The 23,517-nt window shown below is 57.7% G+C and carries 17 protein-coding genes; 13 read left to right on the top strand and 4 right to left on the bottom strand.

Going from position 1 to position 23,517, the window contains the following annotated elements:
• The first annotated feature begins 8 nt into the window (after window positions 1–8).
• Both LDN84_RS18185 and LDN84_RS18190 read left to right on the top strand, forming a co-directional pair.
• Complete coding sequence (locus tag LDN84_RS18185; protein WP_223904835.1) at window positions 9–983, top strand: PhzF family protein; 975 nt, start codon at window positions 9–11, stop codon at window positions 981–983.
• Window positions 984–1,056: 73 nt separating this feature from the next.
• The gene (locus LDN84_RS18190) at window positions 1,057–1,725 is read left to right on the top strand and encodes a histidine phosphatase family protein (protein WP_223904836.1); all 669 of its coding nucleotides are present in this window, start codon (window positions 1,057–1,059) and stop codon (window positions 1,723–1,725) included.
• Window positions 1,726–1,865: 140 nt separating this feature from the next.
• Here the strand turns inward: LDN84_RS18190 and LDN84_RS18195 are convergent, their stop codons facing one another.
• Both LDN84_RS18195 and LDN84_RS18200 read right to left on the bottom strand, forming a co-directional pair.
• Window positions 1,866–2,375, bottom strand: coding sequence for a single-stranded DNA-binding protein (locus LDN84_RS18195; protein WP_223904837.1), 510 nt, complete (start codon window positions 2,373–2,375; stop codon window positions 1,866–1,868).
• Window positions 2,376–2,445: 70 nt separating this feature from the next.
• Window positions 2,446–3,636 carry an MFS transporter gene (locus tag LDN84_RS18200; protein ID WP_223913119.1) on the bottom strand — a complete coding sequence of 397 codons (1,191 nt, stop codon included), beginning with the start codon at window positions 3,634–3,636 and terminating at the stop codon, window positions 2,446–2,448.
• 281 nt (window positions 3,637–3,917) lie between these two features.
• Here LDN84_RS18200 and LDN84_RS18205 point away from each other — a divergent pair, with 281 nt between their 5' ends.
• The 7 genes from LDN84_RS18205 (at window position 3,918) to uvrA (ending at window position 15,132) form a co-directional block, all read left to right on the top strand.
• A complete protein-coding gene (locus tag LDN84_RS18205; RefSeq protein WP_223904838.1) occupies window positions 3,918–6,275 on the top strand; it encodes a penicillin-binding protein 1A in 2,358 nt (785 codons plus the stop codon).
• 371 nt (window positions 6,276–6,646) lie between these two features.
• Complete coding sequence (locus tag LDN84_RS18210) at window positions 6,647–6,961, top strand: NIPSNAP family protein (protein ID WP_223904839.1); 315 nt, start codon at window positions 6,647–6,649, stop codon at window positions 6,959–6,961.
• A gap of 5 nt (window positions 6,962–6,966) precedes the next feature.
• Window positions 6,967–8,832 (top strand): TRAP transporter large permease, encoded by a 1,866-nt coding sequence (locus tag LDN84_RS18215; protein ID WP_223904840.1) that lies wholly within the window; start codon window positions 6,967–6,969, stop codon window positions 8,830–8,832.
• Window positions 8,833–8,875: 43 nt separating this feature from the next.
• Window positions 8,876–9,865, top strand: coding sequence for a TRAP transporter substrate-binding protein (locus tag LDN84_RS18220; RefSeq protein WP_223904841.1), 990 nt, complete (start codon window positions 8,876–8,878; stop codon window positions 9,863–9,865).
• Between the two features lie 26 nt (window positions 9,866–9,891).
• Window positions 9,892–10,803, top strand: a complete 912-nt coding sequence (locus tag LDN84_RS18225) for a hypothetical protein (RefSeq protein WP_223904842.1) — start codon at window positions 9,892–9,894, stop codon at window positions 10,801–10,803.
• Window positions 10,804–10,810: 7 nt separating this feature from the next.
• Window positions 10,811–11,809, top strand: a complete 999-nt coding sequence (locus LDN84_RS18230) for an ABC transporter substrate-binding protein (protein ID WP_223904843.1) — start codon at window positions 10,811–10,813, stop codon at window positions 11,807–11,809.
• A 185-nt stretch (window positions 11,810–11,994) separates the two neighbouring features.
• On the top strand, window positions 11,995–15,132 hold the full coding sequence (uvrA, locus tag LDN84_RS18235) for an excinuclease ABC subunit UvrA (protein ID WP_223904844.1): 3,138 nt from the start codon (window positions 11,995–11,997) through the stop codon (window positions 15,130–15,132).
• 86 nt (window positions 15,133–15,218) lie between these two features.
• Here the strand turns inward: uvrA and LDN84_RS18240 are convergent, their stop codons facing one another.
• Window positions 15,219–15,542, bottom strand: coding sequence for a low molecular weight protein tyrosine phosphatase family protein (locus LDN84_RS18240; protein ID WP_223904845.1), 324 nt, complete (start codon window positions 15,540–15,542; stop codon window positions 15,219–15,221).
• 176 nt (window positions 15,543–15,718) lie between these two features.
• On the opposite strand from LDN84_RS18240, the gene LDN84_RS18245 reads away from it, so the two are divergent.
• A complete protein-coding gene (locus tag LDN84_RS18245) occupies window positions 15,719–19,237 on the top strand; it encodes a hypothetical protein (RefSeq protein WP_223904846.1) in 3,519 nt (1,172 codons plus the stop codon).
• Between the two features lie 304 nt (window positions 19,238–19,541).
• On the opposite strand, the gene LDN84_RS18250 is transcribed toward LDN84_RS18245, so the two are convergent.
• Window positions 19,542–19,736, bottom strand: a complete 195-nt coding sequence (locus LDN84_RS18250) for a hypothetical protein (protein ID WP_223904847.1) — start codon at window positions 19,734–19,736, stop codon at window positions 19,542–19,544.
• On the opposite strand from LDN84_RS18250, the gene LDN84_RS18255 reads away from it, so the two are divergent.
• The 3 genes from LDN84_RS18255 (at window position 19,735) to LDN84_RS18265 (ending at window position 23,500) form a co-directional block, all read left to right on the top strand.
• A complete protein-coding gene (locus LDN84_RS18255; RefSeq protein WP_223904848.1) occupies window positions 19,735–20,424 on the top strand; it encodes a DUF3334 family protein in 690 nt (229 codons plus the stop codon). The genes LDN84_RS18250 and LDN84_RS18255 overlap by 2 nt on opposite strands.
• Before the next feature lie 61 nt (window positions 20,425–20,485).
• Window positions 20,486–21,523 (top strand): GGDEF domain-containing protein, encoded by a 1,038-nt coding sequence (locus LDN84_RS18260; protein ID WP_223904849.1) that lies wholly within the window; start codon window positions 20,486–20,488, stop codon window positions 21,521–21,523.
• 9 nt (window positions 21,524–21,532) lie between these two features.
• Complete coding sequence (locus LDN84_RS18265) at window positions 21,533–23,500, top strand: acyl CoA:acetate/3-ketoacid CoA transferase (protein WP_223904850.1); 1,968 nt, start codon at window positions 21,533–21,535, stop codon at window positions 23,498–23,500.
• The last annotated feature ends 17 nt before the right edge of the window (window positions 23,501–23,517 follow it).

Genomic DNA, 23,517 nt, shown 5'->3' on the forward strand with positions numbered 1-23,517 from the left:
ATCGCCCCATGAAAACCCGCCCTTTCAAACAAGTTGACGTGTTCACCGACACACCTTATTTGGGCAACCCTTTGGCCGTGGTGCTGGACGGCACGGAGTTATCGACCGAGGAGATGCAGCACTTTGCCCACTGGACGAACCTGTCTGAAACCACGTTTTTGCTGCCGCCGACCCCTGAGGCCGCAGCCGCCGGTGCCGACTACCAGGTGCGCATCTTCACCACTGCCTACGAGATGCCGTTTGCCGGTCACCCCACCTTGGGCAGTTGCCACGCCTGGCTGCAAGCCGGTGGCCAGCCACGACACCCCGAGTTCATCGTGCAGCAATGCCCGGTCGGGCTGGTACGCATCCGTCACAACACCCACCCCATGGCCTTCGCCGCACCTGCGCTCAAGCGCCGTCAACCTACACCAGACGTGGTGGCAAGCCTGATCTCAGCCTTGAAACTGCGCCCTGCACAAGTGCTGGCCGCACAACACCTTACCAACGGGCCGCATCACTTTGGCCTGCTGCTCGATAGCCCCGAGACGGTGGCGCAAGTCGAACCCGACCCGGCGGCGCTGCGCGCCTGGCTGGTAGCGCAAGACATCAGCGGCGTGGGCATGGCCAGCGTGGACAAGCCCGCCAGCGACAACGGGCTGATCAAGCGCTCCAACCGCGAAGCCCGTGCCTTTGCGGGCCACGCAGCGCCATCTGCGCTGGACATGCAGATCAATCCACATGGGCAAGATGCACAGACACAAGTCAGCGTGCGCTTTTTTGCCAACGATGTCGTGGTGATCGAAGACCCGGTCACCGGCAGCTTCAACGCCAGCCTGGCCCAATGGCTGATCGCCGAAGGTTGGGCCCCAACAACCTACACCGCCACCCAAGGCATCTGCCTGGGGCGTTTCGGACAAGTCCATATCTCGCAGGATGAGACTGGTCAGGTCTGGGTCGGTGGCACGTCCGTCACCTGTATTGAGGGTCATGTGAGACTCTGACAACCATCAAAATGTATAGCTACCGTCGCTTACGCGACAAGCACTAAAGCCACTTTTATTCATAATATCCGCCATGAGCACTCTTTACCTCGTCCGGCACGGGCAAGCTTCTTTTGGCGCGGATGATTACGATCAATTAAGCCCCCTGGGTGCACAACAAAGCGTGCAACTAGGGCGCTACTTTGCCGCCAAAAACCTGACTTTTGAGACCGTGCTTACCGGCACCTTGCGTCGTCATACACAGACACTGGCGGGCATCAGTGAAGGACTTGGCCATGAACTCCATGCCGTGTGCTGGCCTGGACTCAATGAGTACGACAGCCAAGCCATCATTACCGCCATCCACCCGGAGCCGCTGGACCGCAGCCCCAGCGCCGAGAACTACCGGCACCATTTTGGCCTGCTGCGCAAGGGCTTGCTGCAGTGGATGCTGGGCAACACCCAACCACAAGGCATGCCCAGTTGGCCACAGTTCAGTGATCAGGTCATGCAGGTACTGCGGCACGTGCGCCAGAGTCCACATCAGAACGTGCTGATCGTCTCCAGCGGTGGCCCGATTGCCTGCGCCATTGGCCAGGTGCTGGCCACACCGCCCGAGGCCACGGTGGAACTCAACATGCGCCTGCGCAACAGCGCCGTGTCTGAATTGAGCTTCACCCCCAAACACTACGCCCTGCAAACCTACAACACACTCGGCCACCTGGATGCCCCCGAATTTGCCGACTGGGTAACCCACGCCTGAGCCATATCACTCAGCCTCGGCCACCGCTGCATGCGGACTCAACCCGAGCACTTCAAAGGATGCAGTGAACCCAGCAACCTAAAAGCCCGCAACTGCGGGCTTTTAGGGGTTTTTATCAACGTTCTTAAAAAACGTGTCATTTAAAACGGAATATCGTCATCCATGTCATCAAAACCGCTGGCGGGACGGGCCGCCGGGGCTGCGGCAGGTGCTTGGCGCATGGGTGCAGCCGGGCGCTGCGCTGCGGCAGGACGCGGGGCGGGTGCCTGGCGGCTGTAGCCACCATCGTCATCACCCTGGCTGGGCTCGCCCATGCCTTCACGGCCGCCGAGCAATTGCATTTCGCTGGCAATGATGTCGGTGGAATAACGTTCCACACCGTTTTTGTCGGTGTACTTGTTGGTTTTGATACGGCCTTCCACATACACCGGGCGGCCTTTTTTCAGGTACTGGCTGGCAATTTCAGCCAGGCGACCAAAAAAGGTCACGCGGTGCCATTCGGTTTCTTCCACCATTTCACCGGTTTTGCCTTTGAAGCGGCTGCTGGTGGCAATGGTGATGTTGGCCACCGGGTCACCACTGGGCAGATAGCGCACTTCAGGGTCACGCCCCAGATTGCCCAGCAAAATCACTTTGTTTACAGATGCCATGGTTTTTCTTTCAAATGAGTCAATGCCTTGATGAGCCGCTCTGCTGCGGCCTCATACACAGCGTTTCAGTTTATCCGGCTTTTACGGCCACATCCTGCCGACTGGACGCTTGCATTGGCCAAGCCACCACCAGCCAAAGCAGCATCAAAATGGCACAAGTGGCATACAAACCTCTGGCACCGCCGTGCTTCATCAACCAGCCGCCCCCCATACCACCGACAAAAAAGCCCAGCGACTGCAGTGTGTTGTAAACCCCCATGGCCGCACCGCGGCTCTGTGGTGGAGCCAAGCGGGACACAATGCTGGGCTGGCTGGCCTCCAGCACGTTGAAGCCATAAAAGAACACAAACAACAATACACCCAAAAACACAATACTGGGTGCGGCATCCACCTGCGACCACAAAGCGGCTTGCACCAGTGCTGTCAACCCGATCGAGGTCAAAAACACGGCACGCAGATAACCGCGCTTTTCCAGCTGGAACAGGCTGCCACCCATCACCACAAACGAGCCCAGCACCGCTGGCAAATACACCTGCCAATGGTGGTCACGGCTCAAACCGGCTTGCACCAGCATGGCGGGCAAAGCCAGCCACATGGCCAACTGCACCGCGTGCAGCACAAACACACCAAAATTCAGTCGCAACAAAGCGGGGGAACGCAGCACATCCATCACCCGCCCCTTAGGCATATCCTTGTGCTGCAAAGGCTCTGGCGGCACCCACCAGATCACCCCCACCACACCCAGCAGAGCCAACACACAGGTCAGAACAAAAATACCCACCAAACCGATCCAGCCCGCCAGCACCGGCGCGGCCACCAGCGATACGGCAAACATCAGGCCAATACTGGCCCCTACCAGGGCCATGGATTTGGTCCGCACCGCGTCACGCGTCAGGTCAGCCAACAACGCGGTTACGGCGGCAGACACCGCCCCCGCACCTTGCACCGCACGGCCAATGGCCAGCCAGGTCAAACTTGGAGCCAAGGCCGCAATCAGGCTGCCTGCCGCAAACACCAGCAAGCCAAACACAATCACCCTTTTGCGCCCCACCCGGTCTGAAGCCAGACCGTACAAAAACTGCAGCATGGCTTGTGTCAACCCATAAATACCCATGGTCAGGCCAACCATGGCCGCATCGTTGCCACCGGGATAGCGGGTCGCCTCAATGGCAAACACCGGCAGGATCAAAAACAAACCCAACATACGCAGACCAAAAATCGAGGCCAGCGAAAAACTGGCACGCAACTCCAGTGCCGTCATCGCAGTCGTGACAGCTTGGGTCTTGGCACTGGCCGCAGCCGGTGGAACATTCACTTCAGACAAGGGCTTCTCCGAAAAACTGGTGTGCAGCCCAGTCGGGCCGCAAGAGATGGATTGTCCCCGATTCTTTTCCAAACCCGCCCGTGTGCGGGTGGACGTACAGGGAATACCCCTTTACGTCATCGGCAACAGGTCAGCACAAAGGAAAGAGGTCGACTGTCCCGATAATGACACAACCACTAGCTCTATAAACAGCCACCATCCTGCTGTCTGACGCCTGCGTGATCACACTTTTTCAACTCAAACCCCTGCTTGCCCAACACCTTGCCCGCTTGCACCGCCCGACCCGGCGCGAACTGCTGTGGGCGCTGGCCGCCCTGCCCGCGTTGCTGCTGGCCTACACGCTGGCGCTGATTCCATTCACCCCCGGCATCAGCGACATCCGCAAGGCCAAGCAGGAAATCCCGGCGCAAATCCTCTCGGCTGACGGCAAATTGCTGACCGAGTTCAAGTGGGCCAACCGCGTCTGGGTGCCACTGAACGAGATCGCCCCCTCGGTGGTGAACGCGCTGATTGCCACCGAAGACCACCGTTTTTACCAACACTGGGGGCTGGACTGGCGGCGCACGGCATCGGCGGCGCTGCATACTTTTTCGGGTGACCGCCAGGGCGGCTCAACCATCACCCAGCAACTGGCACGCAACCTCTACCCCGAAGAAGTGGGCCGCGCCGCCACCCTGACCCGCAAACTCAAGGAGGCCATCACTGCCTTCAAGATCGAAGCGGTCTATACCAAACCAGAGATTCTGGAAACGTATTTAAACACCGTGCCTTTTCTCTACAACGCCTTTGGCATCGAGATGGCGGCGCGCACCTATTTTGACAAATCCGCCAGCGAACTCGACCTGCTGGAAAGCGCCACCCTGGTCGGCATGCTCAAGGGCAACAGCTACTACAACCCGGTGCTCAACCCTGAACGGGCCCAGGCGCGGCGCAACACCGTGTTGGCGCAGATGGTCAAACACGAGCTGCTCACGGCCAGCAAGTTCGACAGCCTCAAAAAACGCCCCTTGCATGTCGAGTTTGAACGCCAATCCGAGCCCACCGGCCCAGTGCCGCACTTTGCACAGGTGCTGCGCAAATGGCTGATCGACTGGGCCGACCGCAACGACTACAACATCTACACCGATGGTCTGGTGGTGCGCACCACCATCGACTCGCGCCTGCAAACCGTGGCCAACCAGGCCGTGGCCCGCCAGGGCCGCCAGTTGCAGGCGCAGGCCGATGCCGCCTGGAGCCCGCGTTCCGTCTGGGGCGAACGCAACCCCTTGGTGCAAACACTGCTGCGAGAAACCCCCGACTACCGCAATGCACTGGCCAGTGGTCTGAGTCCGGAACTGGCACTTAAAAAACTCAGCAGCGATGCCAGCTTCATGCGCCAGCTGCGCGAGCAAAAAACCCGCCTCCAGGCCGGTTTTCTGGCGCTGGACCCGCGCACTGGAGCCATCCGCGCCTGGGTCGGCAGCCGCGACTTTGCCACCGACCCGTTTGACCATGTGCAACAGGCCAAACGTCAGCCTGGCTCCACCTTCAAACCCTTTGTGTACGGGGCTGCTTTTGACAAAGGGGCCAAGCCCGACGACACCCTGGTGGACCAAGCCGTCGAGATCAAGCTGCCCGGCGGTGAAGTCTGGCGACCCTCTGACGGCGGCGAACCCAGCGGCGAGCCCATGACCCTGCGTGATGGCCTGGCGTACTCCAAAAACACCATCACCGCCCAGCTCATGCAGAGCGTCGGCCCGAGCCGGGTGGCCAATCTGGCCCGCGCCATGGGGGTGCGACAAAGCAAGCTCGACCCGGTACCCGCGCTGGCCCTGGGCACCAGCCCGGTCACCCTGCGGGAAATGGTCAATGCCTACGGCACCATCGCCCATGACGGCGTTTTTCTGGAACCCATGATGGTCACCCGCATTGAGAACACGCGTGGCGAGATCCTGGCCGAATTTGCCCCGGCCGAACCCGAACCAGTGCTGGACCCTGAGGTGAACTACACCTTGCTCGATGCCATGCGCGGGGTCATCAACAAAGGCACCGGAGCGGCCATCCGCAGCCGCTTTGGCATCCGCGGTGATGTGGCCGGCAAAACCGGCACCACCCAGGACAACACCGACGGCTGGTTCATCCTGATACACCCGCAGCTGGTGGCGGGTGCCTGGGTCGGCTTCAACGATGGCCGCATCACCCTGCGCAGCGACTACTGGGGCCAGGGTGCCCACAGCGCCTTGCCCATTGTGGGTGACATCACGGCGCAAGCCTTGCGCGCCGGGGTGATTGATGCCAAGGCGCGGTTTGAGCCACCTCCGGTGGGGCTGCTGGCGCAGTGGGCGCAGCGGATGCGGCAATGGTCCCAGGAGCTGTTGACACCTGAGCAACAGGCCAAACAGGCCAAACAGGCGCAACAAGCGCAAGCGCAAGCCGCTGCCCCGGCCTCCGCCCCCGAGCCACCGCTCGTCCCGGCCACACCCGTCATTGCTCCAGCCAGTGCCCCAAGTACCCCAGCCAGTGAAGCCGCCAGTGCCCCGGCCAATGTGGTGCTCCCCCCGGTGCCCAGCGAAATCCCGGCCTCTGCTCCCGAATAGGACATTCAAGCGCACCAAACCAAGTACCAGGTCTTGGAGCGGCCTTCGAACCACGGTCAAACCCGCACGACGGCCCCGGCAAGGCGCTGCCGGGTGCGGCCGTCACTTAAAAACACCGTCAGGCGAGTGATCACGTTGAATCGCACCCCGACCCTGCACAGACTCCCGCACGGGGAATACCCCTTTACCACGCCACTTGATCCGAGCCCCATGCGGTTTCGGTTGGTGGACTTGGTCACGACGCAAATACAAAAACCGCATAACCAAGCTCGAAAAACTTCGTTGATGGACAGGTGCCACGCCACTACATTGGACAGCTGATCCTTCGGTATTTGATCGAAGGACATCCAGCAGATCCTTTGGAGTGATTCTTGATTCTTGACGAACGCAGTTATTCGATCCACCCAGCACATGTCCGCGACTATCTCGACACCTACGTGCGCGAGGGTATGGCGTTGCAGGTTCAGCATCTGGGCCGCTTGTTGGGCTGGTTCACTACCGACACAGGCACCGTCAACGAGGTGGTACATATGTGGCTGTACGATGATCTGGCTGATCGGGAAAGACGCCGCAGTGCCCTGGAGGCAGACCCACTGTGGTGGGCGTTTCGCGCCAAGACGTCTCCCTATGTGCAGTCCATGCGCAGCCGACTGCTGCGGCCAACGGGCTTCTCCCCCCTGCGCTGATGAGCATGTCAAACCTGTCCCCAACGATCAACGGCATGGCCGTTCCTTCTGTCAACACTTACTGGCAACGCCACGCCGCAATCACCCTGCACATGATTGAAAAATCCGTGGGTGCCGCCGCTGGCGGCGTGTTGGCTCTTCTGCTCGCCGTGGTGCTGGCAGCCGTCACCGCCCGCTACCTCGGCACCAACAGCCTGGCCGGTGCCGACGAGTTGGCACTGTGGCTGTATGTGACACTAGTATTTCTGGGATTACCGCTGGCCGCCAGTGGTGCCCTGGCCATGCGACTGGATTTGCTCAGCGCACGCTTACAAGGCAAATGGCAATGGTGGGCGGAAACTCTGGTCGAGGCCATCGTAATTCAGGCCGCATGCGTATTCCTGTTTGGTGCGGTCGATGTCTGGAGCATGCTGGGAGGCACTTCAGACACCCTTGGAATTCCAGAAAATTGGCGTTATGGGCCCGTGATTCTGGGCGCTGCCCTGACACTGGTGACTTCTGCGTTGCGTGCTGCCAGCCTACCTCTGATTGAGGCCAGCAAACTGGTGTCCGGTTGGATACTTGGCACCATAACGTACGTGTTGTTGCACCACCTTGGACCCTGGCCTGTGGGTCTGCCCAGTGCCATCGGTGCCACCATGACGGCCTTCGGCATTGTGATTGGTGCCCCTTTGCCACATGCCCTGATCGCCGGGTTGTTGTGGACTTTGCCCGTGGGTGGGCTGTTGCCGGAACCGGCCGTGGTGCAAAACGCTGTTTCTGGTGTGGGGCGTTTCCTGTTACTGGCTATTCCCTTCTTTTTACTTGCTGGTGTGCTGATGGCATCCGGTGGGTTGGCCGAACGACTGATACGCTTGGCATCCTCCCTGGTTGGTCATCGCCGAGGAGGACTGGCCCAGACCACCTTGCTGACCAATGTCATGTTTTCCGGTGTATCGGGCTCGTCGATTGCGGATGCCGCGTTTGGCGGCAAGGTACTGGCACCAGCCCTGATCGCCCGAGGTTATGCACCAGAAAAGGCAGCTGCCATCGTTGCAGCAACATCGGTGCTGCCCAACATCATTCCACCCTCGATTGCCTTTTTGATTCTGGCAGCGGCAACCAACCTATCGGTAGGCGAACTGTTCCAGGGCGGCTTGGTGGCCGGCCTGATTCTGGCGGCAACGCTTGCCTTGGCTCTGCACCTCCTGTCACATGAGTTGAAACAAGAAACCGCCGCAACGCCTCAGGAACGCAAGGCAGCTTGGTGGGGTGCCCTGCCGGTGCTGGGGATGGCTTTCATCATTGTGCTGGGTATCCGCATGGGTGTCGTCACCCCAACTGAAGCCGCTGCCGTTGCCGCTTCTTACGCACTGGTGGTGGCCATGATCACCCAACCCAGCTTGCGCTGGCGCGGTTTGGGCCAAGTGTTTGTTCGGGCGGGCTGCGAAGCCAGCGCCGTCGGTTTGTTGATTGGTTGTTCCACGCCGCTGGTGTTTTTGTTGGCGGTTGACCGGGTGCCGGATGTCGTAACTGCGGTCATCACGGGTATCGGTGGTGGACCCTTTGGTGTCATGTTGGCCACCAACCTGATCCTGCTGGTTGCCGGGTGTGTGCTGGACATTGGTGCCGCCATCCTGTTGTTAGCGCCGCTGATGCTGCCGGTGGCGGTTGCTGCAGGCATCGACCCGATTTACTTTGGAGTGATCCTGGTGGTCAACCTCATGATTGGTGGATTAACTCCGCCAGTTGGCATGCTGGTGTATGTCACCAGCAACGTCATGCGTCTGCCCGCCGCGACCGTGTTCCGCGCCAGTTTGCCGCTGCTGGGTGCGCTGCTTGTCGTCCTGGCATTGCTGGCCATGGCTGCCGCCGTCTGGGCACTACGCTGATTTTTCCACTCCTCCATGTCAACCCAACTTACAGGACTTCATAATGACAAAATTCAACCGACGTCGTTTCAATCATCTGCTGGGTGCGGCTGCCGCTACCACCTTGCTCGGCAGTGCGGCCCACGCCGCACCACGCACAGTCACTGTCGCATCGCTGTTTGGTGAAGATAAACCGGAAACCAAGATCTGGCTACGTATTCGCGACCAAGTGGAAAAAAAACTGCCAGGCCGTTTTGATTTCCGTATTGTCCAAAATGCTGCACTGGGTGGCGAAAAGCAGGTGGCCGAGGGCATTCGGCTTGGCTCGATTCAGGCCAGCCTGTCCACGATCTCCGCCGTATCGAGCTGGGTGCCAGATTCACAAATTCTGGATTTACCGTTTCTGTTCAAGGATCGCAGTCATGTGCGCCGTACGCTTGATGGCAAGCTGGGTCAGGAGTTCAAGGACAAGTTTGCCGCTCAGGGTTTTACGGTGCTGGGGTTCATCAATTACGGGGCACGTCACCTGTTGGCCAAGGAGGCCATACCCGCACCAGCCGGTATCAATGGCAAACGCATCCGTGTGATCCAGAGTCCGTTGCACACCGAGCTCTGGAAGGCTTATGGTGCGCGTCCGACGGCCATTCCGATCACCGAAACCTATAACGCACTTAAGACCGGTGTAGTGGATGCCATGGATTTGACCAAATCCGCCTACGCAGGCTTCAAGCTACATGAAGTGGTGCCCTACCTGATCGAGACCAGCCACATTTGGGCCACCGGCATTGTCTATGTGTCGCAAACCTTCTGGAAGAGTTTGTCCGACGAGGAACGGTCTGTTTTCGCTGCTGCGGGACTGGAAGGTGCTCGTGCATTTGACGATCTGATCATTGCGGACGAAGCCGCCTCAGTGGCCACCGTGAGCGCAGCCGGCGGCAAAGTCATACCCGCCCAGAACCTGGCCGGCTGGCAGGAAGGGGCGCGCAAGGTCTGGGCGCAATTGGCACCCACACTGGGCGGCCTGGAACGTATTGAAACCATCGCACGCAGTTAACACCCCCTCGCTAACAAGGACACTCCATGAGTTACAGCATCCATATTGACAATCCCAACCCTTATCCCATCAACATTGGCGTGACCTATCCAGAGGTCTGGCATCTGTGTCAGTCCGCAGTGGAACTGGCCTGGAGTCCAACCCGTGACATCGATTTCTCCGATCTGGAAAAAGCCGATCTGCCGCCCGAAGTACGTACCGCCGGAGCGGAATGGTGGAGCTTGCGCGCATGGATGGAACATGTGGCCATTGCCTATGGAGCAGAAAGGCTCAAGGAGGCGGTTGCCAGCCACCAGCCGTTGGAAGTCAAACAGCAAATCACCAACTTCATCAATGAGGAATTGCGTCACCATGAAGGCTCGTTCCGCATAGCCGAGGCGCTGGACAAGTTTCACACCAGTCCACGTGTGAGCTACATGCAGGAGATTATTCCCACCTTTCATGATGAAAATCATGAACGCAAATTACCCTTCCTTGCCGGACTGGCGCTCAATGCGCTGTTTGAATCCATGTCCGGTGACCTGCTCACCCCGCGTACTCGCAATGCCAAGTTCGAATCGATCCGGCAAGTCTGCAAGCTCATTGATCGCGATGAAGCACGCCATGTGCAGTTTGGCCGGATTCTGCTGCGTTACCACGCCAAGGATATTTCCGTCGAAGACAAGGAAGTCATTGGCCAGGTGTTCGTCAAGAAGTTGCGCGACGTGCTGCTGCGTGGTGTTTATTCGGTCATCAACCTGCCGCCGCAAGATCGGGCTCACGCCGGGCGCGTGCGTGAAATTGCCGCAGAATGGGGACTGGGGGCCAGCCGCCCAGAAGATGAAGTCGAAATTTTGCGCGGTTCTTTGAAGCGGATTCGTGAGTGGGTGGAACCTCATGGTTTCCATATTCCGCGGGTACCGGAACTGGATGAAGAAGCTGAAGCCGTCGCCGCCTGATGAACCAATGACTGGACACACGCTGTGGTACACCCGCTGCCCGGTGCCGTCACCACTGGGGCTGGCGGTTCAGCTTGGCTGGCTGGACGAAGCCTTTCAGAAAGCCGGGGTTGCTGTGCAGTCCGTGCTGGACAGTCCGCAGCAGAGTGTGAGAGGCAGCCACTTCTCCCACCATCTCCCGTGGTCTGTACGCCAGGGCGGGAATATTCCCGCCCTTTGGGCACGTGCGCATGGAGCATCCACGCGGTTGCTGGGGCTCAGCTGGACAGACGAGTTTCAGGCCATCATCACCGTCGGTAACACACACATTGGCCAGGCTAGAGATCTGCGCGGTCGTCGACTCGCGCTCCCCCGGAGGCCCAGTGACCAGATTGACTTTCATGGTGCCACAGCGCTCAAAGGTATCTGGTCTGCCTTGACCACGGCGGGACTGGATCTGAAAGACGTGGAACTTGTGGACTGCACCAATCACGAAACTGCATTGCTGGCCACCACACAGGCTAATTTGTTCGGACTACGCCGACGTCAACCTTATTTTCAGGAACTGGCAGCACTGGCTAAGGGTGAAGCGGATGCCATGTTTGTAAAAGGCGCTGAGGGCATCTTTATCGCCAACCTGATCGGTGCCCAACTGGTGGTACAAACCGGGCAACACCCGGACCCGATCATCCGTGTCAACAATGGTTGCCCGCGCACCTTGACAGTGGACAACGCGCTGGTACAGGAGCGCCCAGATATCGTCGCACGATTGGTATCTCTGGTTGATCGGGCTGGTCAATGGGCAGACGAGCATCCTGCGGACACTCTGCGCTTTGTGGCACGCGAGATGGGGTGTTCGGAAGAAGCCGTACTGGCATCCAATGGCCCGGATTTACACACAACACTTGGCCTGGGCCTGATCCAGGAGCAGGTCGACGCCTTGGCGTTCTTTCAGCATTTCCTGTTTGAACATGATTTCATTCCAAATGACTTCTCGGTCACTGACTGGGTCTACCTGACCGCGTAACGATCCCCTCCCGGTGCAGATAGCGCGACACATACCACCTCACCGGCTGATGATCCTGACCCCGGCAAGGCGCTGCCAGGTACGGCCGTCACTTAAAAATACCGTCAGGCGAGTGATTGCCAGAGCGATGTGTGGCAACTCAGACTTCACTATCATGGCAGGCTACTCTTTCAACGAGCACTCCCTTGAACTCCACTCCTGACAACAGCACCTATCTGGCCCGGGCACTGCAGCAGCAAACCATCAGCATCCGCGGAGCGCGCACGCACAACCTCAAAAACATCGACCTGGACATTCCGCGCAACCAGCTGGTGGTGATCACGGGCTTAAGCGGCTCAGGCAAATCCAGCCTGGCGTTTGACACCCTGTATGCCGAAGGCCAGCGCCGTTATGTGGAAAGCCTGTCCACCTACGCCCGCCAGTTTTTGCAACTGATGGACAAGCCCGATGTAGACATGATCGAAGGCCTGTCGCCCGCCATTTCGATCGAGCAAAAAGCCACCAGCCACAACCCGCGCTCCACCGTCGGCACGGTGACCGAGATCCATGACTACCTGCGCTTGCTGTTTGCCCGCGCTGGCACGCCCTACTGCCCGGAACACCAGTTGCCGCTGCAAAGCCAGACCGTCAGCCAGATGGTGGATGCGGTGCTGGCCCTGCCTGCTGACACCCGGCTGATGATTCTGGCCCCGGTCGCGCGTGAGAAAAAAGGCGAGTTTCTGGAGCTGTTTGCCGAGATGCAGGCCCAGGGCTATGTGCGCTTTCGCGTCAACGGCCAGACCTTTGAGTTTGACCAATTGCCCGCACTCAAGAAAACCGAAAAGCACGACATCGACGTGGTGATTGACCGCGTGAAGGTGCGCCATGCGCCCGAATTGCCCACCGCCTCAGAAGCGGCCGACGGCGCAGCATCTTCAACCGCTGTCAGCGGTGATCGTACCGACTTTGACAATCTCAAGCAGCGCCTGGCCGAGAGCTTTGAGGCCGCCTTACGGGTAGCCAATGGCCGCGCTATAGCCTTAGAAATAGATAGCAGCTCAGGCACTATTGACGGGCATCAGAGGCCAAAAGAGCACTTATTTAATGCCAAATTTGCCTGCCCGGTGTGTAATTACTCGATTGCCGAGCTGGAACCCCGCCTGTTTTCCTTCAATTCACCCGTGGGGGCCTGCCCAAGCTGTGATGGCCTGGGCGCAACCGAATTTTTTGACCCGACGCGGGTAGTCGCCTTCCCCACGCTCAGTCTGGCCAGCGGGGCCATCAAGGGCTGGGATCGGCGCAACGCCTACTACTTTGCCATGCTGGAGAGCCTGGCCGCACACTACAAGTTTGACATTGAGCAGCCTTTTGAATCCTTACCAGACCAGGTGCGGCACGCTGTGTTACACGGCTCGGGCGAAGAAGAGATCAAGTTCACTTACGAGATGGGTTCCGGGGCATCGGCGGGCAAAAAAGTCAGCAAAAAACACCCGTTTGAGGGCATTCTGCCCAACATGCAGCGCCGTTACCGCGAGACCGATTCCGCCGTGGTGCGCGAAGACCTGGCCCGCCTGCGCAGCATCCAGCCCTGCCCGGACTGTGCGGGCAGCCGCCTGAAGCTGGAGGCACGCCACGTCAAGGTCGGTGAAGGCGTGCAGGCACGCGCCATTTTTGAGCTCAGCCACTACACCCTGGCCGAGTGTTTTGCCTACTTCAACAGCTTGCACATGCAGGGGGCCAAGGGCGACATTGCGGCCAAGGTGGTGCGCGAAATCAGCCTGCGCCTCAAATTTTTGAACGACGTGGGCCTGACCTACCTCAGCCTGGATCGCAGTGCCGAAACCCTCAGCGGTGGCGAAAGCCAGCGCATTCGCCTGGCCAGCCAGATTGGCAGCGGCCTGACCGGCGTGATGTATGTGCTGGACGAGCCCAGCATCGGCCTGCACCAGCGCGATAACGACCGCCTGATCGGCACCCTGAAACACCTGCGCGACATTGGCAACAGCGTGCTGGTGGTCGAGCATGACGAAGACATGATGCGCGCTGCCGACCAGATCATCGACATGGGCCCCGGCGCGGGTGTACACGGCGGGCGCATCACGGCGCAAGGCAGTTTCGAGGAAGTCAAAGCCAGCCCGGAATCGCTGACCGGCCAGTACCTGAGTGGTGCGCGTTGTATTGCCGTACCCAGCCACCGCACCGCCTGGCTGCCCACGGTGGCCCCCAAGCCCTTTAATGAGGGCAAGCCCAGCCGCTCAGCGCCCAGCCCGGCTGCCGTGCGCCGCGCCGAACGCGAGGCCAAGCACATCGCCACATTGGGTGAGCTGCAAGCGCTCAAGGTGATTGGGGCCAGCGGCCACAACCTGAAAAACGTGGACGTGGCCTTTCCAGTCGGACTGTTCACCTGCGTCACCGGGGTCTCGGGCTCGGGCAAATCCACCCTGGTCAACGACACGCTTTACAAGGCCGTGGCCCGCACCCTGTACCGCGCCCATGACGAGCCCTCGGCGCACACAGCCATCGAAGGCATTGAATACTTTGACAAGGTCATCAACGTCGACCAGAGCCCGATTGGCCGCACACCACGCTCCAACCCGGCCACTTACACCGGCCTGTTCACCCCAATCCGTGAGCTGATGGCTGAAGTGCCCACGGCGCGCGAGCGCGGCTACGGCCCAGGGCGCTTCAGCTTCAACGTGGCCGGTGGCCGCTGCGAGGCCTGCGAGGGCGACGGCATGGTCAAGGTCGAGATGCATTTTCTACCCGATGTCTACGTGCCCTGCGACGTGTGCACCGGCAAGCGCTACAACCGCGAAACGCTGGAAGTGCTCTACAAGGGCAAAAACATCGCCCAGATTCTGGAACTCACGGTCGAAGCCGCGCACGAGTTTTTCAAAGCCGTGCCCACCATCGAGCGCAAGCTGCACACCCTGCTGGACGTGGGCCTGAGCTACATTCGCCTGGGGCAAGCCGCCACCACCTTATCCGGCGGCGAGGCACAGCGCGTGAAGCTGGCGCTGGAACTCTCCAAACGCGACACCGGGCGCACGCTCTACATCCTTGACGAACCCACCACCGGCCTGCACTTTGCCGACATTGACCTGCTGCTCAAAGTGCTGCACCAGTTGCGTGACGCGGGCAACACCATTGTGGTGATTGAACACAACCTGGACGTGATCAAAACCGCCGACTGGCTGATCGACATGGGGCCAGAAGGCGGCTCTGGCGGCGGCACGGTGGTGGGCGTTGGCACGCCCGAAGACATTGCCGCCAACCCAGCCAGCCACACCGGGCACTATCTGGCGCGGCTGCTGGGCACACCACCAGCCAGTGGTGTGCAGTGATTTCAATTTGTGCGCCGGGAGTGTCCCTTGGTCATGGCTGGGCACGTCAACCCAGCCTTGCAAATAACTCTGCGCGGGATGCCGAATTACAGCCCAAGAATTCCGCCCACTGAGGTTTGCAACTGCGCCACCAGCTCCGGGTCCATATAGCGGTAGTCATCGGGAATGTCGAGCACGTGGATGGGTTTGCCAGCAATCACGCTGCGATGCTCAGCCAGCAAGCGCGATTTGTGTTTTTCTTCCATGGCAAAAATCACATCGGCCCAAGCCAGATCGGCACTGGACACCGGATGACGCGCATTTGGGCTGGTGCCCGCAGAGCGCACACTGAATCCCGGTTGCCTGCGCCAGATCTGCTCGGCCGTGGGGCTGCGCCATTGGTTTTTGCTGCAGATGAAGAGGAGGTTCATGGGGCTGAAGTTTAGAGTTTTTTAGGGCCTTAGCCCTTATACATATTGCGCAAGTAGCTCTTTAATGTATAGCTAATTTTGCGAGTCTCCATCCGTAGAATGATGATCGATGCCGCTTAGAAAAGTTTCTAGTAGTTAATCTCTTGCCATCGGATCAATGAACAACAAGGCTTTTGATGCTCGACTTGAATGCAGACCAAATTGCAAAGCTCAACGACGAAGACCTGCGCGAACTTGTTTTCAAATTGTGCGAGGCGGAACTTCGGCGAAACAATCAACCCATTGCATCAGTGACAGCGGGCGGGAATCAAACTGCAACAGATGGTGGTGTGGATGTCCGTGTAGACCTCCCAAAACCTGTGGCGCTGGACTTCATTCCACGCTCGCAGACTGTCTTTCAGGTGAAATGTGAAGACATGTCTGCATCGAAGATTAAAAAGGAAATGTGCCCAGGTGGCCAACTTCGCGCTTCCGTCGTGCAGTTGATCGCAGTCCAGGGGGCCTACATCATGGTCAGTTCGCAGGGGACAGTGGCAGACAGTCGTCTCAAGGAACGCCGTGAAGCGATGCGTGCGGCCATGAACACCGTGCCAGATGCTGCGACAGTTCACGTGGATTTTTATGACCGCAACCGGTTGGCCAATTGGGTTCGTGCTTATCCTGGTGTTGAGCAGTGGACACGTGCACGCATCGGTGAGCCGTTAACGGGTTGGCAAGCCTATGGCAACTGGACAGGCGACAAAACTGCAGGTGCCTATCAAAAAGATGAATTGGGTCGAGTTCTGTCAAAGTCCAGCGGCAGCGTGGACGCGATGTCGGTTGAAAATGGGATCAACGCCATCCGGGATCAGCTGGCAAAACCCGGGCAGTCTGTTCGGTTAATTGGTCTTTCTGGCACTGACAAAACGCGCATGGTTCAGGCGCTGTTTGAATCGGGGGTTGGTGCATCTCCGCTGGATACCTCCATCGTGGTATACACAGATCAAGGGCTCAGCCCCCAACCGTCGGCCAGAGAGATGATGCAAAAACTGGGTGCGAATGGGTTGCGGGTGATCATCGTTGTGGACAACTGCAATCCCGCCACTCATCAAGCACTGACCCAAATTGTCGCGGAATATCCAACTCACCTCAGCCTGATCACCGTTGAATATGACGTGATGGATGATGAGCCTGAAGAAACGCAAGTTTTCGAGTTGACAGGCTCTTCTCCAGCGGTTCTTGATGAAATTCTTGCCAAGCATGCTCCGCATATTGCGCAGAATGATCGGCTGCAGATCGTCGAGTTTTCTGATGGCAATGCGAGGGTTGCACTGGCATTGGCGCAGACAGTCCAAAAAGGCCAGACGCTTGGCGTGCTGAACAATAACGACCTGTTCAAGCGGCTTTTTTTGCAAAACCAAGATCCAAATGAAGCGCTGCTGCGGGCAGCGGAGGTGTGTTCACTGGTCTATTCGTTCGATGGGGAAACGCTGGATTCTGCTGACGCTGAACTCCCTATACTTGCCGCCCTTGCCAATCTGCAACCGGGTGAATTGTTCAGACAGGTCGCAGAGCTTAAGCGTCGCAAACTGGTGCAAATACGCAGCAAGTGGCGAGCCGTTCTGCCGCATGCGTTGGCCAACAGATTAGCCAAACAGACATTGATGAATCTGCCTCAAAGTCAAATCATGGCGGCTTTCCAGGGACATCAGCGTTTGCTGAAATCTTTCAGCCGTCGCTTGGGGTACTTGCACGACAGTCCTGAGGCTTGTGACATTGCCGAAATCTGGATGGCAGACGAAAAGTGGTTGGCCAATCTGAGGGGCTTGAACGAGCTTGGGACATCCATGTTTCTATACCTTGCCCCGTTGGTTCCTGAGCAGGCGCTTGCGAGATTGGAAGCCGCTTTCGGCAGCGATGGTGAAGTAGCGTTGACTGCTTCGAGCGGGCTATCTCAGACCAAATGGCGGACCCTTGCACGCAACCTGGCTTACGAGCCGAGTCTGTTTGACCGGGCCGCACAAATTTGCCTCGCCTATGCTGTGTCAGAAAAGCAGGGGAACCATGCGAAAAGCAATATTTGGAAAGAGCTCTTCCAGATGCGTTTGTCTGGTACGTTGGCACCACCGTCGCAACGGGTCAGCTTATTGCGAAATCTCTTGTCTAGTGGTACGCCGCATCAGCAACAAATGGCCATTGAGGGTTTGGAGTCCATGCTGAACTCTTCGTATTTTCGTTCGAGTCACCATTTTTCCTTTGGTGCACGGCCCCGTGGCTACGGATGGGAGCCGAAGTCTGCCGAGGACGAACAGGCATGGTATCTCTGTGCTTTTGAACTTGTCGTCGAATTTGCCAAACCAGAATCAACTCACAGCGACTCAATACGAACATCGGTGGCAAGGCATCTCAGGTCACTTTGGGTCAACCTTGGCATGCACGACGAAGTTGCCACTCTTGTCAGGACACTCGCTGAAAGAGAAGGATGGCCAAGAGGCTGGGCTGCAATACGCGTTGCCTTGCGTCGTGACAGCACAAAGATGGCCTTGCCGCACCTTGAGATGCTAAAGGAACTCGAGCAATTGCTTAGACCCGTAAGCTTGGAGCAAAACGTGCGTGCCTATGTGCTTTTGACGAATTGGGATATTGCCGATGGTGAGAATGACGACGAGGTAGCTGAGGCCGGTCGATTGGCTTCCCGTGAGCGTGTGTTTTCGACGGTAGAGGAACTGGCGAGGGACGTCGCCGTCAATCCACTGTTGCTGCAAAAACTGTTGCCTGATTTGTTGGTGAATGGTTCGGGACAGCAATATTGGTTCGGCAAGGGGCTCGGTGTGGCTTCAACGGACCTCACAGCCGTTTGGCAACAACTTGTTGCTGCTTTTGCCCAGGTCGCCCCATCAAATCGGGACACTCGTTTGCTTGCTGGTTTTTTGGAAGGAGCACATCAAGTTGATAGCGCCATAGCTAACAGGCTCTTGAATGCAGCGGTATATGACCCCATCCTTGCTGAGTATTTCCCATTGCTGCAAGGCCAGCAATGGAATGAAGCTGCGGTAAGGCGGTTGCTTGAATCGCTGGCTTACGAGAATGCACCATTATCAAATTTCGACTGGATCAAATCCAAATATCAGTCAAATGACACAGGAATGCCAGAGAGCTTGTATCTGTCGATACTGCTCAAGCTGGCAGAAACACCCGATGGACTTCAGATAGCCATGCAGTCGCTAGGAAGTACGTTTTTCCAAAACAGCATTGAAGGTTCCGTACCGTCGACTGAGCTTGTTTTGCTTGGACGGGAACTCCTTGAGCGTTTTAACTTCGATCGTGGGGGTAACGACTTCGAGAGCAAATTGATTGAGGTAGCCGAAGTATGTATGCAAGGTGCCGAAGCTACGATCACAGCGATCAACTTTTGTCTGCGCTTTGCTGGCTCGCATCTGGATTACAGGCTTAGCCTAGTATCTTTACGTAACCTTGCAGAAACTTTATTCAGACTCCAGCCAGTTGCTGCTCTTGATGCATTCATCGGAGATTCACGAATACCAAAGAGACTTGAGTGGATTTCAAACTTTTCCGCGATAGAGAAAAGTGTCGTCAACTCTGCCGACGTGGATGTTTTGCAGGCGTGGGTTAAAGTCAGCCCCGCAATTCGGGCACCGCTATTGGCTGCTGCGATTGATATTCATAGTACAGACTCGCACGGTAACTACGCCTAGTCACCTATCGCAGCTAATTTGTTGGAAATCGCGCCTAACAAGCAAGATGTGCTCTGTAGTTTTTCCAAATATTTTCACTCGATGTGCCGGTGTGGTCACCCCACCAACGTTCTTCGGCCCTATCAAGGCTTGGTCACTCAGTTGGTGAATGATGTGGATGCAGACATTGCAGTATGGGCCAAAGGGCAGCTTTCGCAAATGAATGAACGGATAAACCAGGAACGCTGGAGCGAACAACGAACTGATGAGCGATTCGAGTGATTACATTGCCAGATAACCATTGATCATCAAGCGCAAATTGCTTCTAAATGGCATGGTCAAAGTCGAGATGCACTTTTTGCCCGACGTGGGAATCTTCTGCATCCGCATGGTGCAAGCGTGCGACCACGCTGTCAGGCGACGATCTGGCATGCCTGCTGTCGTCCGCAGGATCTGCCCAAGCGGTGCCAACAGCCAGTGGTGTAAAGTGATTCCCATACTTCAAGGAAAGAGACGACATGACCAAACAATTCCAGGAACCTGCCGTGGTGTACGGCACTGAAGACCTGCTCACCAGCCTGTGTAATTCGGTCACACGGGTGCTCAACGTGGCAACCCAGTGCCACGTCCACTACTCGGGCATGGTGCAGCGCATCACCAAAACCTGCCTGAAACCCGACATTGGGTGTTTTGTACTGTTTGATGGCGGTTTTTGCGGGCTGGTGGTGATCAATTTTTCGGCCCAAACCGCCATGGAGTTGTATCAGAGCTACATGATCAACATGGGTATGCCCGAGAGTGAACTGGCCCACTCACACACCTCGGATGAAGTGAGCGACATCATGGGTGAACTGATGAACCAGATTGTGGGGGACTTCACAGGCAAGGTGCGCCGGGAATTGCAGACCCACATTACCCAGAGTCAACCCAAAATGCTGGTGCTCAACAAGCAGGTTTTATTGAGCGTGGACACCCATCTGGACAGCCCGGAATCCCGTCGCGTGACTTTTTACACCGGTCAAAACAACATTTTTTACCTTGAGCTGGCCATTGACCGCACCGAATTCATCAAGGTGCATGACTTTGAAATCAACGAAGTAGTGAACCCCGATGAGGTGATTGAGCAGGCACATGCCCAATTGGCCAGCGACGAGGCCACCGAACCGACCGGCGAACACGACAGCTTGCTCAAATCTCTGGGGCTCTAGCCTCCACCAGACGCGGTTCATCCAGCCAGACGGCACCTATCACAGGAAGTAAACCTATTTCATGAATGCTTTACTCACCGGTCTGGCCAGTATGAGTGGTTTACATGACCGCCGGGCCATGGATTTTGCATTGGCAAAACTGATGCTGGCCACCCAGCTGTGGAGCTTCTCCAGTGTCAAACTGCTGCGCGCCGTCGGGCCACTGAACAATCAGCATTGGCTGACGCTGGCCCACATCAGCCGCGACCGGGCGGAGACACAGTATGACCAAGTGTGGCTGGATATCAGTGCTTTACCCGCCTTGAGTGCGCACCCCCAGCGCGAAGCCGCCATCGTCACCGAATCAGTCATCCGCAGTGGAACCGGGCCTTGCTTGAGCGTGTTCCCCATTGACACCCAGGCCACCGTGTGCAGTGTCCTGGAGGTGGTATCGGAAGCCGCCATTTCCAGCCAGACAGAAAAGCTGGTGGACTGTGTACTGCGCCTGTATGAAAACCTGCAGTCCCTGCTGGACTATGGCGAAAAAGATGCCCTCACCGAACTGCTGAACCGCAAAACCTTTGACACCGCTTTTTGGCGTGCGGCCCAAGCCCAGGAAGCCAAAGATACCCCCGACCATCCCGAGCGCCGCAACCCGGAGGCCGAGGCCAGTTACTGGCTGGCCGTGATTGATATTGACCACTTCAAACACGTCAACGATCACTTTGGCCACCTGATTGGCGACGAAGTGTTGCTGCTGCTGGCACGCCAGATGCGGACCTCCTTCAGGTTTCATGACCAGTTGTACCGTTTTGGCGGTGAGGAGTTTGTGGTGTTGATGCGTTGTGGTGACCATGCCAACGCCCAGTCTGCGCTGGAGCGATTTAGGCTTCAGATTGCCGGGCATGACTTCCCCCAGGTCAAACACATCACCATCAGCATTGGCTTTACACCTCTGAACATCAACGACACGCCCAGCGGGGCATTTGATCGGGCGGATAAAGCGGTCTACTACGCCAAAGAGCATGGCCGCAATCAGGTTTGCAGCTATTCCGAGCTGGTTCAATCTGGCGCTCTGGAAGCCCAGCTTGATGAAACCAATGAGGTGGATTTCTTTTAGGAGCTCAACGTGCACACCCAGTTTAATGACCTTCATGCCAACGGCGCACGGCGCAACAAAGTGGTCAGTGCAGCGGAGGCGGTGCGCCTGATCCACAACGACGATACGGTCGCCACTGGCGGTTTTGTGGGCATTGGTTTTGCTGAAGAAATTGCGATGGCGCTGGAAGCGCGTTTTGAACAAACCCGGGCTGAAACCGGCCAAGGTTTCCCGCAAAATCTGACCTTGGTTTACGCCGCCGGTCAGGGTGATGGTCAAAACCGCGGCCTGAACCACTTCGGTCATGCCGGATTGGTGCGCCGGGTGATTGGCGGCCACTGGGGCCTGGTGCCCAAATTGCAGCAATTGGCGATTGACAACCAGATCGAAGCCTACAACCTGCCCCAGGGTGTGATCACCCATCTGTACCGTGACATTGCCGCAGGCAAACCAGGCACCCTCACCCACGTCGGCCTGGACACCTTTGTTGACCCGATTCATGGTGGCGGCAAGATCAACGCCATCACCACCGAAGACCTGGTGCGCCGCATGAGCATTGATGGCAAGGATTTCCTGTTTTACAAGGCCTTTCCGATCCATGTGGGCATCATCCGCGCCACCACCGCCGACCCCGATGGCAACCTGAGCATGGAGCGTGAAGCCCTCACCCTGGAAGCGCTGGCCATTGCCATGGCGGCACGCAACAGCGGCGGTATTGTGATTGCCCAAGTGGAGCGCCTGGCCGAGCGCAACACGCTGCACCCGCGCAGTGTCAAGGTGCCCGGCGTGCTGGTGGATGCCGTGGTGGTGGCCACCAACCCGGCCAACCATATGCAAACGTTCAGTGAAGCCTACAACCCGGCTTATTCAGGCGAAATCCGGGTGCCGATGAACTTGATCGAGCCCATGGCACTATCGGAACGCAAGGTCATTGCGCGCCGTGCGGCGCTGGAGCTCAAACCCAACAGCGTGGTCAATCTGGGCATTGGCATGCCCGAAGGGGTGGCCACGGTAGCCGCTGAAGAAAAAATCTTTGACCTGCTGACCCTGACCGCAGAACCCGGAGTCATCGGCGGTATACCCGCGGGAGGTATGAGCTTTGGTGCGGCGGTCAACACCCAAGCGGTGATTGACCAACCCAGCCAATTTGACTTTTACGATGGTGGCGGGCTGGATGTGGCCGTGCTTGGCCTGGCCCAGGCCGATGCGCAGGGCAATCTGAACGTCAGCAAGTTTGGCAACCGCCTGGCCGGCGCAGGCGGGTTTATCAACATCAGCCAGAACGCCAAAAAAGTGGTGTTCGTCGGCACATTCACGGCGGGTGATTTGCAATGCCGCATCACACAAGGCCGCTTGCACATCAACAGCGAAGGCAGTCAGCGCAAATTTATCCGGCAGGTCGAGCACCGCACCTTCAGCGCACGTGAATCACGCCAACGTGGCCAGCAGGTGCTGTACGTCACCGAACGTTGTGTGTTCCAGCTGGCAGGTAGCCCGGATGCGCCCATGCTGGAACTGATTGAACTGGCCCCGGGCGTGGATTTGCAGCGCGACGTGCTGGCACTCATGGATTTTGTGCCCCTGATCAGTCCACAACTCAAAACCATGGAATCTGCCTTGTTTGCCATTACCCCGATGGGGCTGCGTGAACGCCTGCTGACCACCCCACTGGCCCAGCGGCTGGAGCTTGATACCGCTCACAGACTGTTGTTTATCAATTTTGAGGGTTTGGCCGTTGACAAAATGGAAGATGTCCAAGCCATTGAATCCGAGATCATCACCTTGCTTGAACCGCTGAATGCGCATGTGGCGGTGGTGGTGAACTACGACAACTTCACCATTTCACCCTCTTTGATGGAGGCCTATGCCCGCATGGTGCAACAACTTAAACAACGTTTTTACAGCCGTGTGACGCGTTATGGTACGGGCGGCTTTTTGAAAGCCCGGCTCGAAGCACGCGGTAGCGGCACCGAACCCTCAGACGAAGGCCGCCTTTAACAGAGCGTCTGCCAAAT

It is taken from the genome of Rhodoferax lithotrophicus, assembly GCF_019973615.1.
Taxonomy (GTDB): domain Bacteria; phylum Pseudomonadota; class Gammaproteobacteria; order Burkholderiales; family Burkholderiaceae_C; genus Rhodoferax; species Rhodoferax lithotrophicus.

Coding starts and splice junctions, on each gene's coding strand:
- LDN84_RS18185 (WP_223904835.1), top strand. CDS start 9: ATGAAAACCCGCCCTTTCAAACAAGTTGACGTGTTCACCGACACACCT.
- LDN84_RS18190 (WP_223904836.1), top strand. CDS start 1,057: ATGAGCACTCTTTACCTCGTCCGGCACGGGCAAGCTTCTTTTGGCGCG.
- LDN84_RS18195 (WP_223904837.1), bottom strand. CDS start 2,375: ATGGCATCTGTAAACAAAGTGATTTTGCTGGGCAATCTGGGGCGTGAC.
- LDN84_RS18200 (WP_223913119.1), bottom strand. CDS start 3,636: ATGACGGCACTGGAGTTGCGTGCCAGTTTTTCGCTGGCCTCGATTTTT.
- LDN84_RS18215 (WP_223904840.1), top strand. CDS start 6,967: ATGTCAAACCTGTCCCCAACGATCAACGGCATGGCCGTTCCTTCTGTC.
- LDN84_RS18220 (WP_223904841.1), top strand. CDS start 8,876: ATGACAAAATTCAACCGACGTCGTTTCAATCATCTGCTGGGTGCGGCT.
- LDN84_RS18225 (WP_223904842.1), top strand. CDS start 9,892: ATGAGTTACAGCATCCATATTGACAATCCCAACCCTTATCCCATCAAC.
- LDN84_RS18230 (WP_223904843.1), top strand. CDS start 10,811: ATGACTGGACACACGCTGTGGTACACCCGCTGCCCGGTGCCGTCACCA.
- LDN84_RS18240 (WP_223904845.1), bottom strand. CDS start 15,542: ATGAACCTCCTCTTCATCTGCAGCAAAAACCAATGGCGCAGCCCCACG.
- LDN84_RS18245 (WP_223904846.1), top strand. CDS start 15,719: ATGCTCGACTTGAATGCAGACCAAATTGCAAAGCTCAACGACGAAGAC.
- LDN84_RS18255 (WP_223904848.1), top strand. CDS start 19,735: ATGACCAAACAATTCCAGGAACCTGCCGTGGTGTACGGCACTGAAGAC.
- LDN84_RS18250 (WP_223904847.1), bottom strand. CDS start 19,736: ATGTCGTCTCTTTCCTTGAAGTATGGGAATCACTTTACACCACTGGCT.
- LDN84_RS18260 (WP_223904849.1), top strand. CDS start 20,486: ATGAATGCTTTACTCACCGGTCTGGCCAGTATGAGTGGTTTACATGAC.